This window comes from Sinorhizobium arboris LMG 14919 (assembly GCF_000427465.1).
Taxonomy (GTDB): Bacteria; Pseudomonadota; Alphaproteobacteria; order Rhizobiales; family Rhizobiaceae; genus Sinorhizobium; species Sinorhizobium arboris.
Genome location: NZ_ATYB01000014.1, coordinates 2472058 through 2488745 on the forward strand (window position 1 = coordinate 2472058; position 16688 = coordinate 2488745).

General features: G+C 62.2%; 14 protein-coding genes (1 of these 14 running past the window's edge). 4 read left to right on the forward strand and 10 right to left on the reverse strand.

Annotation, left to right across the window (positions count from 1 at the left end; genetic code table 11):
* Positions 1-539: the 3' portion of a M23 family metallopeptidase gene (locus SINAR_RS0123305; protein WP_028001313.1), read on the forward strand. Its footprint begins 1405 nt before the window's first position; only the last 539 of its 1944 coding nucleotides appear in the window; its start codon lies off the left edge, out of view; its stop codon occupies positions 537-539.
* Positions 540-713: 174 nt separating this feature from the next.
* On the opposite strand, the gene clpB is transcribed toward SINAR_RS0123305, so the two are convergent.
* The 6 genes from clpB to SINAR_RS0123335 form a co-directional block, all read right to left on the reverse strand.
* Positions 714-3320 carry an ATP-dependent chaperone ClpB gene (clpB, locus tag SINAR_RS0123310; RefSeq protein ID WP_028001314.1) on the reverse strand — a complete coding sequence of 869 codons (2607 nt, stop codon included), beginning with the start codon at positions 3318-3320 and terminating at the stop codon, positions 714-716.
* Positions 3321-3706: 386 nt separating this feature from the next.
* Entirely contained in the window at positions 3707-4345 is a 639-nt protein-coding gene (locus tag SINAR_RS0123315) for a DUF4167 domain-containing protein (protein ID WP_028001315.1), read from the reverse strand.
* A gap of 332 nt (positions 4346-4677) precedes the next feature.
* The gene (gene prmC / locus SINAR_RS0123320) at positions 4678-5559 is read right to left on the reverse strand and encodes a peptide chain release factor N(5)-glutamine methyltransferase (protein ID WP_028001316.1); all 882 of its coding nucleotides are present in this window, start codon (positions 5557-5559) and stop codon (positions 4678-4680) included.
* Between the two features lie 6 nt (positions 5560-5565).
* Positions 5566-6648: a peptide chain release factor 1 gene (gene prfA / locus SINAR_RS0123325; RefSeq protein ID WP_028001317.1), complete on the reverse strand. Its 1083-nt coding sequence runs from the start codon at positions 6646-6648 to the stop codon at positions 5566-5568.
* A gap of 69 nt (positions 6649-6717) precedes the next feature.
* Entirely contained in the window at positions 6718-8985 is a 2268-nt protein-coding gene (gene ptsP, locus SINAR_RS0123330) for a phosphoenolpyruvate--protein phosphotransferase (protein ID WP_028001318.1), read from the reverse strand.
* A 189-nt stretch (positions 8986-9174) separates the two neighbouring features.
* A complete protein-coding gene (locus SINAR_RS0123335) occupies positions 9175-10449 on the reverse strand; it encodes an aspartate kinase (RefSeq protein ID WP_028001319.1) in 1275 nt (424 codons plus the stop codon).
* 667 nt (positions 10450-11116) lie between these two features.
* Between SINAR_RS0123335 and SINAR_RS0123340 the strand changes: the two genes are divergently transcribed.
* The 3 genes from SINAR_RS0123340 (at position 11117) to ubiG (ending at position 14181) form a co-directional block, all read left to right on the forward strand.
* Positions 11117-12640, forward strand: a complete 1524-nt coding sequence (locus tag SINAR_RS0123340; protein ID WP_028001320.1) for an ABC-F family ATP-binding cassette domain-containing protein — start codon at positions 11117-11119, stop codon at positions 12638-12640.
* Positions 12641-12761: 121 nt separating this feature from the next.
* Positions 12762-13307, forward strand: coding sequence for a dihydrofolate reductase family protein (locus tag SINAR_RS0123345; RefSeq protein ID WP_028001321.1), 546 nt, complete (start codon positions 12762-12764; stop codon positions 13305-13307).
* Between the two features lie 127 nt (positions 13308-13434).
* A complete protein-coding gene (gene ubiG / locus SINAR_RS0123350) occupies positions 13435-14181 on the forward strand; it encodes a bifunctional 2-polyprenyl-6-hydroxyphenol methylase/3-demethylubiquinol 3-O-methyltransferase UbiG (RefSeq protein ID WP_028001322.1) in 747 nt (248 codons plus the stop codon).
* Between the two features lie 17 nt (positions 14182-14198).
* On the opposite strand, the gene SINAR_RS0123355 is transcribed toward ubiG, so the two are convergent.
* From SINAR_RS0123355 to SINAR_RS0123370, 4 genes are all read right to left on the reverse strand, one after another.
* Complete coding sequence (locus SINAR_RS0123355) at positions 14199-14627, reverse strand: DUF1178 family protein (protein ID WP_028001323.1); 429 nt, start codon at positions 14625-14627, stop codon at positions 14199-14201.
* A complete protein-coding gene (locus tag SINAR_RS0123360; RefSeq protein ID WP_028001324.1) occupies positions 14624-15481 on the reverse strand; it encodes a carbon-nitrogen hydrolase family protein in 858 nt (285 codons plus the stop codon). The genes SINAR_RS0123355 and SINAR_RS0123360 overlap by 4 nt, the downstream gene beginning before the upstream one ends.
* A 118-nt stretch (positions 15482-15599) precedes the next feature.
* Positions 15600-15884, reverse strand: a complete 285-nt coding sequence (gene grxC / locus SINAR_RS0123365) for a glutaredoxin 3 (RefSeq protein WP_028001325.1) — start codon at positions 15882-15884, stop codon at positions 15600-15602.
* A gap of 21 nt (positions 15885-15905) precedes the next feature.
* On the reverse strand, positions 15906-16682 hold the full coding sequence (locus SINAR_RS0123370; RefSeq protein ID WP_028001326.1) for a ComF family protein: 777 nt from the start codon (positions 16680-16682) through the stop codon (positions 15906-15908).
* Between the last annotated feature and the right edge of the window lie 6 nt (positions 16683-16688).

Genomic DNA, 16688 nt, shown 5'->3' on the forward strand with positions numbered 1-16688 from the left:
ATTATTTCGACAAGGACGGCAAGAGCATCCGTCAGTTCCTGCTGCGCAACCCCGTTCCGAACGGCCATTTCCGCTCCGGCTTCGGCATGCGCCGCCACCCGATCCTCGGCTTCTCCCGTATGCACACAGGCGTCGACTGGTCAGCTCCGCGGGGCACGCCGATCATCGCAGCCGGCAATGGCGTCGTGCAGAAGGCCGGCTGGGACTCGGGCGGCTACGGCAACCAGACGCTGATCCGCCACGCCAACGGCTATGTATCGTCCTACAATCACCAAAGCGCGATCGCCAAGAGTGTCAAGCCGGGAGCCAAGGTCGTCCAGGGTCAGGTGATCGGCTGGGTCGGAACGACCGGCCTTTCGACGGGCCCCCACCTCCACTACGAACTGATCGTCAACGGCAACAAGGTGGACCCATTGCGTATCCGGCTGCCGGGAGGGAAATCGCTCGCGGGCGAAGCGCTGGCGAAATTCGAGAAGGAGCGCGAGCGCATCGACGAGCTTCTCGGCGGCGACGATACGAACGAGGTCGCAAGCAAGTAGGCGGCGCGCTTCTGCGACGTTGCGGGTCGTCAACGCGCAGCCGCGTGTCTCACCCCGACGGTCGTGATACAGCAAGGCTCGCCCCAATGGCATCACTGTCGTGAGGCTTATGTCGCTGGAATGAACGCAAGAAGGCCGCCCCGCAAGGCGGCCTTCTGAATTTGCGACAAATGTTTACGCGGCCTCCTTGTCCGTCCCGGCGCCGCGCTTGAAGTTCAGGCGGTCGGAACCGGCGACGACCTTGATCACCGACCCATCCGGGAACTCGCCCTGCAGCACTTTCTCGGCCAGCGGATCCTGAACGTATTTCTGAATCGCCCGCTTCAGAGGACGAGCGCCGTAAGCCGGATCGTAGCCCCTGTCCGCCAGGAAAGCACGTGCATCGTCCTCCAACTCGAGCGTGATCTTGCGGTCCGAGAGGAGTTTGCGCAGCCTTTCGAGCTGGATGTCGACGATCGCGCCCATTTCCGAGCGGCGCAACCGGTGGAACAGGATGATCTCGTCGACGCGATTCAGGAATTCCGGACGGAAAGCGGCTCTCACCACCTCCATGACCTGATCGCGCACCGCATCGCTGTCCTCGTTTTCGCCGAGTGCGGCCAGGTATTCCGCACCGAGATTGGAGGTCATGATGATCATCGTGTTCTTGAAGTCGACGGTGCGCCCCTGACCATCGGTCAGACGCCCATCGTCGAGCACCTGCAGCAACACGTTGAAGACGTCAGGATGCGCCTTCTCGATCTCGTCGAACAGCACGACCTGATAGGGCCTGCGGCGGACGGACTCCGTCAGCGCACCGCCCTCCTCGTAACCGACATAACCGGGAGGCGCGCCGATCAGGCGGGCGACCGAATGCTTCTCCATATATTCCGACATGTCGATCCGCATCAGCGCGCTCTCGTCGTCGAAGAGGAATCGGGCAAGCGCCTTGGTGAGCTCCGTCTTGCCGACACCGGTCGGACCCAGAAAGATGAAGGAGCCGATCGGCCGGTTCGGATCCTGAAGCCCTGCGCGCGAACGGCGAACCGCCCGCGATACCGCCTGCACGGCATCGCCCTGGCCGACGACCCATTTAGCCAGCTCGTCTTCCATCCTGAGCAGCTTGTCGCGCTCGCCTTCCAGCATCTTGTCGACCGGAATGCCAGTCCAGCGCGACACGATATGGGCGATGTTGTCGGGAGTCACGACCTCCTGCACCATCGGGTTGGCGCTGGCGCCATCCTGGCTTTCGGCTTCGGCAAGTTCCCTTTCCAGATTCGGGATCACGCCGTAGGCAAGCTCCCCTGCCCGCTGGAACTCACCCTTGCGCTGCGCGATCTGCAGTTCGTTGCGCGCCTCGTCCAGCTGTCTCTTCAGATCGGCCGCCCGCCCGAGCTTCTGCTTTTCGGCCTGCCAGCGCGCCGTCAATGCGGCCGCCTGCTCTTCGAGCGAAGACAGGTCGAGTTCGAGTTTGGCAAGGCGGTCCTTGGAGGAGGCGTCGGTCTCCTTTTTCAAAGCTTCGCGTTCGATCTTCAGCTGAATGACGCGCCTGTCGAGCTCGTCGAGTTCCTCCGGCTTCGAGTCGACCTGCATCCTGAGACGCGAGGCGGCCTCGTCCATGAGGTCGATCGCCTTGTCCGGCAGGAAACGATCCGTGATGTAGCGGTTGGAAAGTGCCGCAGCCGCAACCAGCGCGGAATCGGAGATCCGAACTTTGTGGTGCTGCTCGTATTTTTCCTTCAATCCACGCAGGATCGAAATCGTGTCCTCGACCGTCGGCTCGTCCACCATCACCGGCTGGAACCGGCGGGCAAGCGCCGCGTCTTTTTCGACATGCTTGCGATATTCGTCGAGCGTGGTCGCGCCGACGCAGTGCAGCTCGCCGCGGGCCAGCGCGGGCTTCAGGAGGTTCGAAGCATCCATCGCCCCGTCCGCCTTGCCGGCACCAACCAGCGTGTGCATCTCATCGATGAAGAGGATGATCTCCCCCCCTTCCGAGCGCACTTCGTTCAGTACCGCCTTGAGCCGCTCTTCGAATTCGCCGCGGAATTTCGCACCCGCGATCAATGCGCCCATGTCGAGCGCCATCAGGCGCTTGTCCTTCAGGCTCTCGGGCACATCGCCGTTGACGATCCTGAGCGCCAGGCCTTCGGCGATCGCCGTCTTGCCGACGCCCGGCTCACCGATCAGCACGGGATTGTTCTTCGTCCGGCGCGAGAGCACCTGGATCGTTCGGCGGATCTCGTCGTCGCGGCCGATCACCGGATCGAGCTTGCCTTCCCTCGCCTCGGCGGTCAGGTCGCGCGCATATTTCTTGAGCGAATCGAACCCCTGTTCCGCATTGGCGCTGTCGGCGGTGCGCCCCTTGCGAATCTCGTTGATGACCTGATTGAGCTTCGTCGGCGTGACGCCGGCCTTTGAGAGGATCGACGCCGTGGCGGACGAGCTTTCGATCGCCAGCGCCAGGAGCAGACGCTCGACAGTGACGAAGCTGTCGCCGGCTTTTTTGGCCGCCTCTTCGGCCGTGGTGAAGACCTTGGCAAGCGGCTGCGACAGATAGACCGAGCCGTTGCCGCCGGTCACCTTCGGAAGCTTCGCCAAAGCTGCGGCCGTGCCGACTTTCGCCTCGCGCGCATTGCCGCCGGCGCGCTCGATAAGCGATGCCGCCATGCCCTGATCGTCGTCGAGAAGTACCTTGAGGACGTGCTCCGGGGTAAATTGCTGGTGCCCTTCGGCCAGTGCATAGGTCTGGGCCGACTGCAGGAAACCGCGGACGCGTTCAGAATATTTTTCGATATCCATTCTCTACCTCCATAGTCCGGCGAGCCCATCATTGTGGCACTGGCCGGCGTTTCAGGATCAGGCTCCCGCATTCGGCAAGCCCGTTACTACTTCGCCGCGCATCGTATTGGACGCGCTGTCGGCACTTTGAGTTCCAGTCTCGTCTCGCATGGCGAGACCAGGTCTTCGAAGTGAAATATGGGGCAGCGGTCTTTGGAATTAAAGAGCGGCAAGTGGAGGCAGTAGAGACAATTGCGCGCGATTTGTACCGGTCACGGAAGCCCGCCGGAAGGCGCGTCGGAAACTCGGCTGCGATGGAGAGGCCGGAAGCCGGTTCGATTCTCCACGCACGCGAAAGCCCAGCCGCTACGGGCCGGGCTTTCAAAAAAGTTCAACTGCGGAAGCGGTTATTCCGAGGTGGCGAGCGCCGGAGTATTGCCGTCGGTTGCGGGCTGCGAGTCACCGGCTGCCTCGTCCTGCGCGCCACGACGCGGCTGCCGGCGAGGCCGGCTCGTGCTGCGGCGGCGGGAGGCCGAACGACCGGCAGAGCCCTGCGCCTCCTCTTCCATTGCGACTTCAGCGGGCATGCCCTCGATCACCGGCTGGGGACCTGAGCCGTCGATGACCGGCTGAGGCTCGTTGGCGGGAGCCGCGGCGGCCGCCGGAGCGGCCGGCGCTTCTTCCGCATAGCCCTGATCCAGATCGTCCTGTTCGCGATCGCCAGAGTCACGATCCTGATAGTCCTGGCGTTCCTCGCGCTGGAACCGGTCCTGCATCTGAGCCTGCGCAGCCGCGATGATGCGGTTGTAGTGCTCGGCGTGCTGCAGGTAGTTCTCAGCGATAACGCGGTCGCCGGAGCTCTGCGCGTCGCGAGCAAGCGCCGCATATTTCTCGGCGATGTGCTGTGCGGTACCACGAATCTTCACATCCGGGCCGGAGCTGTCGTAGGTCCGCGTCAAGGGATTGGATCCCTTGCGATTATTGTTGTTTCCGCTGTTGTTGTTATTCCGCCCACGGCCGCGCTTGTTTTGCTGTCCTGGCCTCATAGTCCATTCACCTGAATTTTCTTGATAATGATGATCATGTGGTTCCGCTCTCGGTCCGGCAGTCCGCACCCGAGAAAACATGCGCCATAGCAGATCGCCTCTTCGCGATCTCGGCGCCGGTCGACGTTAAATTAACAGGTACCCGCACAAGGCACTGTCGAACCCTAGCAACTCTTTCTTGAGAGCAATCCCCGTGGCCAGGTCATACTGGAACGAATCCTTGGTCCATGACCTTCTGCCCAGTGCGCGGGGTGAAACTAGCCCGCTTCCTTCGGAATTCCAAGCCCTTTCTTTGCTCTTCCAGAAAAGAGAAGTGCGAGTGCAGCATTTTTTCAACGGTTATTGCTGCGCTCGATATCCTGCTGGAACAAAAGGACGCGATCGTTGCCGCCCAAGTCCTTCGCGGCAGAGAGCAAACGAAAGCCCTGCGCTTCGAATAGCGCCGTTACCGCCTGCCTTTGATCGAAACCGATTTCCAAGCCTATAACGCCGTTTGCTTCAAGATGGCGACCGGCCTGAGAAGCGATGGCACGATAGGCATCAAGCCCATCTTCTCCGCCATCCAGTGCGGCGACCGGATCGTGGTATCTCACTTCCGGCTCAAGCTGCGATATCACATTGGACCGGATATAAGGCGGATTTGAGACGACGATATCGAACCGTCCATTCACCGCCTCGAACCATTTGCTTCTAAGGATTCCGAAGCGCTCCGCCAAGCCATTCCTGCGAGCATTTTCAAGTGCCGTCGCCAGGGCGTCTTCCGATATATCGGTACCGAGACCGCGCGCGTCAAGTACCGCCTCGAGAAGGGCGAGACAAATCGCACCTGTGCCCGTTCCGAGGTCGATGATGCGGCAGCTCCCTTTACTGGCAGCGATCCGCCGCACGTGGGGAATCAGGCAGTCGACCAGGACCTCTGTGTCCGGGCGCGGTTCAAGCGTCTCCTGTGAGAGCTTGAGCTTCAGGCCGAAGAATTCCCGCTCGCCGAGAATCCGGTAGACCGGCTCGTGCCTCGCGCGTCGCTCGACCGCGGCACGTATGCGAGCCGCATCCTCGTCGCTGACGGGCTCCCTTCCGCGTGTCACAAGCGTGGCCAGCGCAAGGTCGAGCAGGCCGGAAATCAAGTGCCGCGCATCGAGCCCTGCCGGTTCGATGCCGGCGGCCTTGAGCCTGTCGCGGCTCTCGATCAGGAGGCTGTCGAGGGTTTCGCCCATTGGAACTCAGTTCTGCCTTTCGCCGAGCAGCGCGAGCTGGCTTGCCTGATAGTCGGCCAGAAGCGCATCGACGACCTCGTCGATCTCTCCCTCCATCAACCGGTCGAGCTTGTAGAGCGTGAGGTTGATGCGGTGGTCGGTAACGCGCCCCTGCGGGAAGTTGTAGGTGCGTATGCGCTCGGAACGATCACCGGAACCCACCTGGCTCCTGCGGTCGGCCGAACGTTCGGTGTCGGCGCGCTGCCGCTCCATGTCATAGAGCCGTGAGCGCAGCACCTGCATCGCCTTCGCACGGTTCTGATGCTGCGACTTCTCGGAGCTGGTGACGACGATGCCGGTCGGAATATGGGTTATGCGCACGGCCGAATCGGTCGTGTTGACGTGCTGCCCGCCTGCGCCCGAGGAACGCATCGTGTCGACGCGAATGTCCTCCGGCCGGACGTCGATGTCGATCTCTTCCGCCTCCGGCAACACCGCTACGGTCGCCGCAGAGGTATGGATCCGGCCGCTCGCTTCCGTCTCCGGTACCCGCTGCACCCGGTGGACGCCGGACTCGAATTTCAACCGCGAGAAAACGCCGCGGCCCGATACCGTAGCGATGATTTCCTTGTAGCCGCCGGCCTCGCCCTCGCTCGCCGACAGCACTTCCACACGCCAGCCTTTGCCCGCAGCATAGCGCTCGTACATACGGAAGAGATCGCCGGCGAAGAGGGCTGCTTCCGAGCCGCCGGTGCCGGCACGGATTTCGAGGATCGCGCTCTTTTCGTCGGCCGCGTCTTTCGGCAGGAGCAGGATTTGAATTTCCTGCTCCAGCGCCTCGACCCGCTCCTCGATCTCGGGCTTTTCCATCTCCGCCAGGTCGCGCATGTCCCTGTCCGTTGCCCGATCGGCAAGCATTGCCGCGATGTCGGCAAGCTCGGCCGTGGCTTTTTCATAGGCGCGGATCTTCGAGACGACCGGCTGCAGCTCGGAATATTCCGAGGCGAGCTTCACGTAAACGTCGGCCGACGGACCGGCGGACATACGCGCCTCGATTTCGCCGAACCGCCGCTCCAGTTCGCGCATCTTTTCAACGGGAAGCTTTGCCAAATCTCACTCCAAATACACCCGCCTCGCCCGGATTGCGTCCGGACGAAGACAAGCGTCCTCTTGCTCAATCTAAACCGGTATGCCGTTCGCAGCGGCGAAATCGACCAGGATCTGTCGGATCGACGTCTCCGATTTGACGTCGTCCAGCGCAGACTCGAGGAGCTCATTGAGCCTGCCGGCATCCAGCGCCAGAAGCATCGCCTTGACCGGGCCTACAGCCGTCGGTGACATCGAAACCGACCGGAAGCCGAGCCCGAGCAGCGCCATGGCCGAAAGCGGTTTGCTTGCCATCTCGCCGCAGAGCGTCACGGGCGTGTTGTTGCGTCCCCCGGCACGCACGATCTCCCGGAGAATCCGCAGGAACGGCCGGCCGAGAATGTCGAAGCGATCGGAAACACGGGCATTGCCGCGGTCGACTGCCATCGCGAACTGAAAGAGATCGTTTGAGCCGACCGAAACGAAATCGACCTCGGCCATCAGTTCGTCGAGCTGCCAAAGCAGCGCCGGCACTTCCAGCATCGCCCCGAACTGCAGCTTGCGCGGCAATTGCTCGCCGAGCTTCGACTGACGCTCGATCTCCTTCTGCAGGAGCTCGCGTGCGCTCTTCAGCTCCGCGACCTCCGTTACCATCGGCAGCATCATCTTGAGCTCGGCGCCGGCCGTCGCCCTCAGCATAGCCCTGAACTGCGTCCGCAGGAGCCCCGGCCGGTCGAGCGACAGCCTGATGGCGCGCCAGCCGAGTGCGGGGTTCTCCTCCTCCGCGGCCCGGAAATAGGGAACGACCTTGTCGCCGCCGATGTCCAGCGTCCGGAAGGTGACCGGCCTCCCCGCCGTCTGCTTCATGACGTTGCGGTAGAAGGCTTCCTGTTCCTCGGCCTTCGGCATGGTGGAAGCGATCATGAACTGCAGTTCGGTCCGGAAGAGACCGATACCTTCGGCGCCCGCCTCGTTCAGATGGGGCAAGTCGACCAGCAGCCCGGCATTCATCTGCAATGTAATGCGCTTGCCGTCCTTCGTCAGCGGCTCGACGTCCCGGAGAGCCCGGAACTGCGCCTGCCTGCGCGCGCGGAAGCGCACTTTCTCCTCGTAGGCGCGCTGCAGGTCGGCCATCGGCCGCAGATGCACCTTCGCATCGTCTCCGTCGACGATGATCGCGTCGCGGTTCTCGGCGAGCGCCACTGCTCCTGCCGCCTGGCCGACGACGGGAATGCCCATGGCGCGGGCGACGATGACCACATGGCTGGTGACCGCTCCTTCCTCCAGCACGAGGCCGCGCACGTTCTCGCGCGGATAATCCAGCAATTCCGCAGCGCCCATGGCGCGCGCGACGATGATCGCGTCGTTCGGAAAATCTGCAGCCGAAAGCTTTGCACCGTAGCCGGAAAGCTGGCGCAGCAGCCGGTTCGCAAGATCGTCGAAATCGTGCATCCGCTCGCGGAGATACGGATCCGTCAGTCGGATCATCCGCGCCTTCGTCTCGCTCTGCACCCGCTCGACAGCCGCTTCCGCCGTCAGGCCGTTGCGGATCGCCTCTTCGAGCTTTCTCACCCAGCCGCGGTCGTGGGCGAACATGCGATAGGTCTCGAGCACCGCGCGGTGCTCGCCCTCCATCGATACGTCGCGTCGCGACAGCATGTCGTCGATCGAAATGCGCAGCGATCCGAGGGCCTCCGCAAGCCGCTGCAGTTCCTGCTCCGTGTCCTCGTTGAGCAGATTGGTGACGACGATTCGCGGCTCGTGCAGGACGACGTAACCGAGCCCGATGCCTTCGCCGTAGCTGTTGCCCTCGATCGCCACCGGGCGTGACAGATCGAGCTCAAGGCCGGGTTTGGTGATCTTCTTGAGCTCGCCGGTGGCGACCATCTCGGCGAGCACCATGGCGGTCGTTTCCAGCGCCTCGACCTCGTCTTCGCGGTAGTTGCGCTGCGCCTTGTTCTGCACGACGAGGACGCCGAGTGCGCGGCCCGTGCGCAGGATCGGAACGCCAAGGAAAGAATGGTAGATCTCTTCGCCCGTTTCCGGCAGATAGGTGAAGGCCGGGTGCGACTGGGCATCGGAGAGATTGAGCGGCCGCGCCGAAGCGGCGATCGTGCCGACGAGGCCTTGCCCCATTTTCAGCTGGGCCAGGTGCACCGCCGTCTTGTTCAAACCCTCTGTCGCGTAAAGTTCGAGCACGCCATCCGAGCGCAGCACGTAAACCGAGCACACTTCCGCAACCATGTTCTGCGCTATCTGGCGCACGATCCGGTCAAGGCGCTCCTGCGGCTCGAGCGGTTCCGCCATGAGCTCGCGCAACCGCTTGAGGAGAACGCGCGGACCTGCGGAAAGGTCTCTCATCGCGTGGGGTCTCCTGAGTAAGAATAAACGTCGGGCCCATCCGGGACGCCGCTGTCTCTGCATGCTTCCTCGAGGCGAACTCGCCTCAAGGAGGGGATCATGCAGCAGTTCAAATCACTACAGCGACGCCTCCGCGACTTTTCAGACGCGCGGCGTCGGGTCGCGAATCCCAAATCAAATGCCTGCCGTTTAACTCTTATCCAGACCGTAGACGGAATGCAAAGTGCGAACGGCCAATTCAGCGTAAGGCCCGTCAATCAGGATGGAAATCTTGATCTCTGAGGTGGTGATCGCCTTGATGTTGATGCCCTTGTCGGCAAGCGCCCGGAACGCGGAAGCGGCGACGCCCGCGTGGCTGCGCATTCCAATGCCAATGACCGAGACCTTGACGAGGCCCGATTCCGACTGGATGACGTCATAGCCGATCGTTTCCTTGTTTTCGCCCAGCACCTTCAGCGCCTTGTCGACGTCGCCGGACGGCACGGTGAAAGTCATGTCGGTCTTCGAACCGTCTTCCGAGATGTTCTGAACGATCATGTCGACATTGATATGGGCTTCCGCAAGCGGTCCGAAAATCGCGGCGGACACGCCCGGCCTGTCGGCCAGGCGGCGCAACGAGATCTGTGCTTCATCCTTGGCATAGGCAATGCCGGTTACGACTTCCTGTTCCACGATCTCATCCTCATCACAAATCAGCGTTCCGGGCGGGTTCATGAGATCACCCATGCCCGGCGCATCGGGGTCCTCGAAAGAAGAGCGCACGAATGTGCGCACCTTGTGCACCATGGCGAGCTCGACCGAACGTACCTGCAGCACCTTGGCGCCGAGCGATGCCATTTCCAACATTTCCTCGAAAGCGATCTTCTTCAATCGCCGGGCCTTCGGCTCTATGCGCGGGTCGGTCGTGTAGACGCCATCGACGTCGGTGTAGATGTCGCAACGGTCGGCCCTGACGGCGGCGGCGATTGCGACGGCCGAGGTATCGGAACCGCCCCGGCCGAGCGTCGCCAGCCGGTTGTCTGGACCGAGCCCCTGAAAGCCGGCGACGACCGCGACCTGGCCCTCGCCCATGCGGCGGATGATATCCGCACCGTCTATGTCGAGAATGCGGGCCGCACCATGGGCGTTGTCGGTCTTGATGGGCAACTGCCAGCCCTGCCACGACCGGGCGTTGATGCCCATCGACTGCAGTGCGATCGCGAGCAGGCCGGACGTCACCTGTTCGCCGGAAGCGACCACGGCGTCGTACTCGCGAGCGTCGTAGAATGGGGCGTTGGAGCCCGCGACCTTCGGCATGTTCTCGACCCAGCCGACCAGTTCGTTGGTCTTGCCGGACATGGCCGAGACGACGACCGCAACCTCGTGGCCGGCATCGACTTCACGTTTCACATGGCGGGCGACATTATGGATGCGGTTCAAATCTGCGACGGAGGTCCCGCCGAATTTCATCACGATGCGTGCCATTTCGCCTCTACCGTACCAACATGTTTGCGCGCCGGCTGCATGTTCTCATCTTAAATCGCCGATTTAAGATGAGAACATGCAGCAATTCAAAGTGCCGCAGCGACCTTGTGCGTCCAAGGAGACGCACGGCGCCGTAGCACGACAGGAAAATGCTCCCGCCGGCGCCCGACGATCAAAAAGCTTGAGGGAGACTTCTCGGACATCGGCCAGTCACCGCTTCGGGAGCGGAAAGTCGCGGCGTCTCTTAGCGGATCAGGGGGCTGCGTGCAATGGGAAGGCTGGGAAGACTTCTCCCCTCACGAAGCACGCTGCCGTCACCGTGAAGGCAACGGCAGGCAGCACATATATCCGGCGGCGATCGCCTCAGGATTGCAACGACGAGTTTTCAGTGCTATCGGTTTCAGGCAATTCAACACGAAAGGAGGGCTGCGCGTGATGACATACTTCCGGCACCATCGCCAGCGTGGCCCCGTCTCAGCCCTGCAAATGCGTTTGCAGGGCTGACCAGAGACATCTCCCATTATCTCTTCCTGGTCTGCCCGGTCGTCATGCGGCGCTAAACCCAACCGGTTCTGAGCGCATCGCATATCGTCATTCCCCCAGAGCAACAGCCGAACGACGCGCGATGCGTCGGGCTTGAACCGCTCGGGCAGTCCAGAGAACGACAATGGCATTGATCACCATCAAAAACCTCGGTGTCACCTTGGGTGCACCGCTCTTTTCTCAACTCGACCTTGCTATCTCGCCGGGCGATCGTATCGGCATCGTCGCCGCCAATGGCAGGGGAAAATCCACCCTGCTGAAATGCATTGCCGGGACGCTTGACGCGACGGCGGGCGACATCAGCCGCTCGCGAGGCCTGCGCATCGGTTATGTCGAACAGACCGTTCCGCCTGGCCTTTCCGAAATTCCGTTCCATGACGCGCTCGGCCACGCGTTGCCGGACGAACAGGCCGAAACGGAAGCTTGGCGCATTGACGTCGCGCTGGACTCGCTCGACGTGCCGCCAGCCCTGCGCCAGCTGCCGATCGGAAGGTTGAGCGGCGGCTGGCAAAGATTGGCACTGCTTGCCCGCGTCTTCGTCACCGATCCGGATGCGCTGCTGCTGGACGAGCCGACGAACCATCTGGATCTTGAAAAGATACTGCGGCTGGAGACCTGGCTCGCAAGCCTTCCGCGCGAGATGCCCGTGCTGATCGCAAGCCATGACCGGGCGTTTCTCGACGCGACCACGAACCGGACGCTGTTTCTGCGGGCGGAACAGTCGCGCATGTTTTCGTTGCCCTATTCGCTGGCGCGAAAGGCGCTGGACGAGATCGACGCTTCCGAGGAGCGACGCTACCAGAAGGATATGAAGACGGCGCAGCAGCTTCGCCGCCAGGCCGCAAAGCTCAACAATATCGGCATCAATTCCGGCAGCGATCTTCTGACGGTAAAGACAAAGCAGATACGCCAAAGAGCCGAACGGCTGGAGGATGCTGCACGCCCCGCCTTTCAGGAGCGATCGTCCGGCGCGATCCGGCTCGCCCATCGAGGTACGCATGCCAAGGTTCTGATCACGCTCGACAATACCACGGTCGAAACTCCGCAAGGCGGCCTGCTGTTCAGAACGGGCAAGCAGTGGATCTGTCAGGGTGATCGGATCGTTCTCCTCGGCCGAAACGGTGCGGGCAAATCGCAGCTCGTCAATTTGATCAGAACGGCGATTGCAGAGCCGGAAAAGTCAGCCGCGGCGATCAAAGCGACACCATCACTAGCGCTGGGCTATAGCGATCAGACACTTGCCCAGCTCGCGGAGAATGAGACACCGCTTGCGACGATAATCCGGCGCTTCGAGGTAGGCGATCAACGCGCCCGCTCCCTGCTTGCCGGGGCCGGCTTCGGGATCGAACTGCAGGCTCGCCCGGTCGGAGTTCTCTCGGGCGGGCAGAAGTCCCGATTGGCCATGCTCGTGTTGAGGCTCACCAATCCGAACTTCTATCTGCTCGACGAACCGACCAACCATCTCGATATCGAGGGCCAGGAGGCATTGGAATCGGAGTTGACGGCTCAGCAGACGAGTTGCCTCCTGGTGTCGCACGACCGGAGTTTCGTGCGCGCAGTCGGCAACCGCTTCTGGTTGATCGAGAACCGGCGCTTGCTGGAGGTCGATGACCCCGAGGCCTTTTTTTCGTCGGCATCCGAACGGTAGCCCTCGGGGGTGCGAGCCCTTACGGTCGCCACCAGCATAATACTGCTTGCAAAATACAACCAGTTTGCCATTCTATCACTCTGAGGGGCGAGAGGCCGCCCTGCAAACGGGAGGAAGGACAATGCGGAGAGTCATCATGTGGGATATGGTCAGCGTCGATGGTTTCTTCGAAGCGCCTGAACATGACATCGGCTGGTTCGTTTTCGACGACGAGCTCGACGCCTATATCCGCGAGACGCAGTTCGAAGCCGGCACATTGCTTTTCGGCCGCACCACCTACGAACTCATGGCCGCCTATTGGCCATCGGCCCGGGATCACATCGCCGCTTTCATGAACGGCGTTGAGAAATACGTCTTCTCCCGGACACTCAAGGGCGCCGACTGGAACAACACGACAGTCGTTTCCGGCGATGCCGCCGCCGAGGTCAAGCGCCTGAAAGAACGTGAAGGCGGCGCGATCTTCATCTTCGGCAGCGCCGATTTCGTCTCGACGCTGATCGCGCATGGGCTCGTCGACGAATACCGTCTCGGCATCAACCCGGTGCTGCTCGGCAAGGGCACGCCCCTCTTTCAGAACGTTCCCGAGCGGACGAAGCTTGAGTTGACTCACGTCCGCCCCCTGAAGTCCGGCGTCGTCATCCTGCATTACCGGCCGGAAGCGGCGTGAGGCGAGCCTCGGGCCCTTGACATCCCCCTTCGATCGTCCGACTTCAGCATCGGAAAGAAGAGCTACAGCGACCTTTGCGCGCCTGATCAGGACGCGCGGCGCTGAAGGACGACGCAAGGAGGCTCTGATGAGCGAGACGGCGCGCACGACGATCGACCAGAGCGAGGTGGACCGCTTTTCGGCCATGGCGGCCGAATGGTGGGATCCCACCGGCAAGTTCCGCCCGCTTCACAAATTCAATCCCGTCCGCCTAACCTACATCCGCGACAAGGCCTCGGAACATTTCGGGCGCGATCCGAGAAGCCGGCATCCGCTTGAAGGTCTGCGGGTCCTCGACATCGGCTGCGGCGGCGGACTCCTTTCCGAGCCGATGGCCCGGATGGGCGCAGACGTCGTCGGGGCCGACGCCTCGGAAAAAAATATTGGCATCGCCAGGACGCATGCGGCCGGCAGCGGCGTCAGCGTCGACTATCGCGCCGTCACGGCGGAAGCCCTCGCCGAAGCCGGCGAGAGCTTCGATATCGTTTTGAACATGGAAGTCGTCGAGCATGTCGCGGACGTCGAATTCTTCATGACGACCTGCGCCCATATGGTGCGGCCGGGCGGTCTGATGTTCGTCGCAACCATCAACCGCACGCTGAAAGCGGCGGCGCTCGCGATCTTCGCCGCTGAGAACGTGCTGCGCTGGCTGCCGCGCGGAACCCACCAATACGAAAAACTGGTGCGGCCGGAGGAGCTGGAAAAGCCGCTGATTGCCAGCGGCATGGAAATCGCCGACCGCACCGGCGTCTTCTTCAATCCACTCGCGAACCAGTGGAACCTGTCGAGGGATATGGACGTCAACTACATGATCGTGGCCAAGCGGCCGATCTGAGCCGTGTCAGGATGTCGTCAGTTCGCGTCGTCCGGCAGCACCGGCAGCGGCGCGATCTCGATTCCTTCTTCAATAAGAGCAATTGCCTCTTCCGCGGTCGCCTTGCCGATCAGCCCGCGCTGCTCGGCCTCGCCGTAATGAATCTTGCGCGCCTCGTCGGGGAAGTGCTCGCCGACGTCTTCCGCATTCTCGCGGATCGATTTCACCAGTTCCTTGAGCTTGGCGATCGTTTCCTTCTGCGCCTGATCGATTACCAGCTCACGGCGGGCTTCCTTCTTGCGCGCGGTGGAAACGGCAGGCGCCATCAATTGCTTGCTGACGGAATCGGAGCCGCAGGTGGGACAGGTGACCAGTCGGCGAGCGACCTGTCCGTCGAAATCGTCGCTCGACGAGAACCAGCCTTCGAAGGCGTGGCCATTGTCACAGGCAAGAGTGTAGTGGATCAAGCTGCAGCGCCTCCTTTTCCGGCAAGAACCACCTCGTCCAATAGAAAGCTCCGCGCGTTTCTGAGGTTGGGGATCCTGGCACGCGCCGCGTGCACCGCCGCCACATCGATCTCGGCGATTATGAGCTCTTCGCCGGCAGGGCCGGCTTCCGCCAATACCCTGCCCCAGGGGTCGATGATCATCGAGTGACCGAAGGTTTCGCGGCCGTCCTCATGCGTGCCCGCTTGCGCGGCGGCAATAACGAAGAGCCCGTTCTCGATGGCGCGGGCGCGCAACAGTATCTCCCAATGCGCTTCGCCGGTCTGACGCGTGAATGCCGCCGGTACCGACATGATCTCGGCTCCGGCAACGGCCTGCTGTCGAAACAGCTCGGGAAAGCGGACATCGTAACAAATCGAAAAACCGAGCCTGCCGAACGGAAGCTCGGCGATACGGGCAGTCGTGCCCGGATGATAGGCGGCGCTCTCGCGCCAGCTTTCGCCATTCTCCAGATCGACGTCGAACATGTGTATCTTGTCGTAGTCGCATATCTTCGCGCCGTCGGGTCCGAACAGGAGTCCGCGATTGGCAATCTTGCCGTCCGCGCGCGCGATCGGCGTCGAGCCGACATGCAGATAGATGCCGAGCTCGCCGGCAAGGCGGGACGCCTCGCGAACGACGCCGTCGCTCTCCTCGTCCGCCAACACCGACCGCAAGCCCGTCCGGTCACGCTGGACCGCTCCAGTCATCTCCGGCGTCTGGATATAGGTCGCGCCCAGAGCAGCCGCTTCACGCACCAGCTTCGCCATCGTCTCCGCATTTCTTGCGGGGTCTACACCGGAGCACATCTGGACGGCGGCGGCCTTGAACGTCATTGCTCTCTCTCTTCCAACCGGAGTTTCTGGATCAGAACAATCCAGCATTACTCCATTCATCTCTGTTCGGATGGGCAGGCCAGCCTTGGCCGAGCGCCCGCGCGTCTTCATTCCCGCTTCAGGCCGCGAGCATATCGTCGAGCTTGCCGGCGCGATCGAGCGCATGCAGGTCATCGCAACCGCCGACAGGAACGCCGTTGATGATGATTTGCGGGAAGGTCCTTCCGCCCCTGGATTTTTCGATCATCTCCTGGCGCAGTTCGGGGGCATAGGTGGCGTCATACTCCGTGAAGCCGATGCCTTTGCTTTCCAGAAGCTTCTTCGCCCTCGTGCAATAGCCACAGAACTGGCGCGTATAGATGACAACCGAGGCCATAGTCTCCAACTGCTCCTTCACCGGCATCGAGCCGGACATTCTTTTTTGTCATATAGGACCGGACATGGCCCTTGCAAAGGTCAAAACCGTGACATCTCCGGCCCCCGCACGCTTCAGGGCCCTGGTTGCGGCAGAGACGGTCGCTCCCGTCGTATAGACATCGTCGACGAGAACGACTCGCTTGCCCGCGAGCTCTCCCTTGACGCTTTCGGGTACTGCAAAGGCACCGCGGACATTCTCCTCGCGCGCCCTCGCGCCAAGGCCGACCTGCCGGCTCGTGCGTCTGGTCCTGCGGAGGACATCCGGCCGATAGGCTCTTGCGGAGCGTCCGGCGATGACGCGCGCCAGTTCCGCGGCCTGATTGAACTTGCGCCTCCACAGGCGGAGCGCATGGAGCGGTACCGGCACGATCATGTCCGCCGCCGCCACGGCACCTTCGCCGGCGCGGATCATCCACTCGGCCATCATGGGCGCAAGATCGGTCCGGTCGCCGTATTTCAGGCCATGCACGAGATCACGGACGATGCCCTCATGAATGGCTACGGAACGCAGCCTGTCGAAGACCGGAGGATTGGCGATGGCCTCGGGCGAAACCGCACCCTCACCCGGATCGTATGCGAAGGGCATGCCCAGGACCTCGCAATAGGGCCGTTCGATGAGCGGCATGCCCGCCCAGCAGGAAGCGCAGACGGCATGCGCATATCCGGTCAGCCGGCCGCATCCCGAACATACGGGCGGAAAGACGAGATCGACCGTCTGGAACGCAATCCGGCGGATGATGCCCGCCCAATCCCTCGTCCAGCTTTCCTGCCCGTCCCGATTCATGCGGAT

Coding starts and splice junctions, on each gene's coding strand:
- clpB (WP_028001314.1), bottom strand. CDS start 3,320: ATGGATATCGAAAAATATTCTGAACGCGTCCGCGGTTTCCTGCAGTCG.
- SINAR_RS0123315 (WP_028001315.1), bottom strand. CDS start 4,345: ATGAGGCCAGGACAGCAAAACAAGCGCGGCCGTGGGCGGAATAACAAC.
- prmC (WP_028001316.1), bottom strand. CDS start 5,559: ATGGGCGAAACCCTCGACAGCCTCCTGATCGAGAGCCGCGACAGGCTC.
- ptsP (WP_028001318.1), bottom strand. CDS start 8,985: ATGAGAGACCTTTCCGCAGGTCCGCGCGTTCTCCTCAAGCGGTTGCGC.
- SINAR_RS0123335 (WP_028001319.1), bottom strand. CDS start 10,449: ATGGCACGCATCGTGATGAAATTCGGCGGGACCTCCGTCGCAGATTTG.
- SINAR_RS0123340 (WP_028001320.1), top strand. CDS start 11,117: ATGGCATTGATCACCATCAAAAACCTCGGTGTCACCTTGGGTGCACCG.
- SINAR_RS0123345 (WP_028001321.1), top strand. CDS start 12,762: ATGCGGAGAGTCATCATGTGGGATATGGTCAGCGTCGATGGTTTCTTC.
- ubiG (WP_028001322.1), top strand. CDS start 13,435: ATGAGCGAGACGGCGCGCACGACGATCGACCAGAGCGAGGTGGACCGC.
- SINAR_RS0123360 (WP_028001324.1), bottom strand. CDS start 15,481: ATGACGTTCAAGGCCGCCGCCGTCCAGATGTGCTCCGGTGTAGACCCC.
- grxC (WP_028001325.1), bottom strand. CDS start 15,884: ATGCCGGTGAAGGAGCAGTTGGAGACTATGGCCTCGGTTGTCATCTAT.
- SINAR_RS0123370 (WP_028001326.1), bottom strand. CDS start 16,682: ATGAATCGGGACGGGCAGGAAAGCTGGACGAGGGATTGGGCGGGCATC.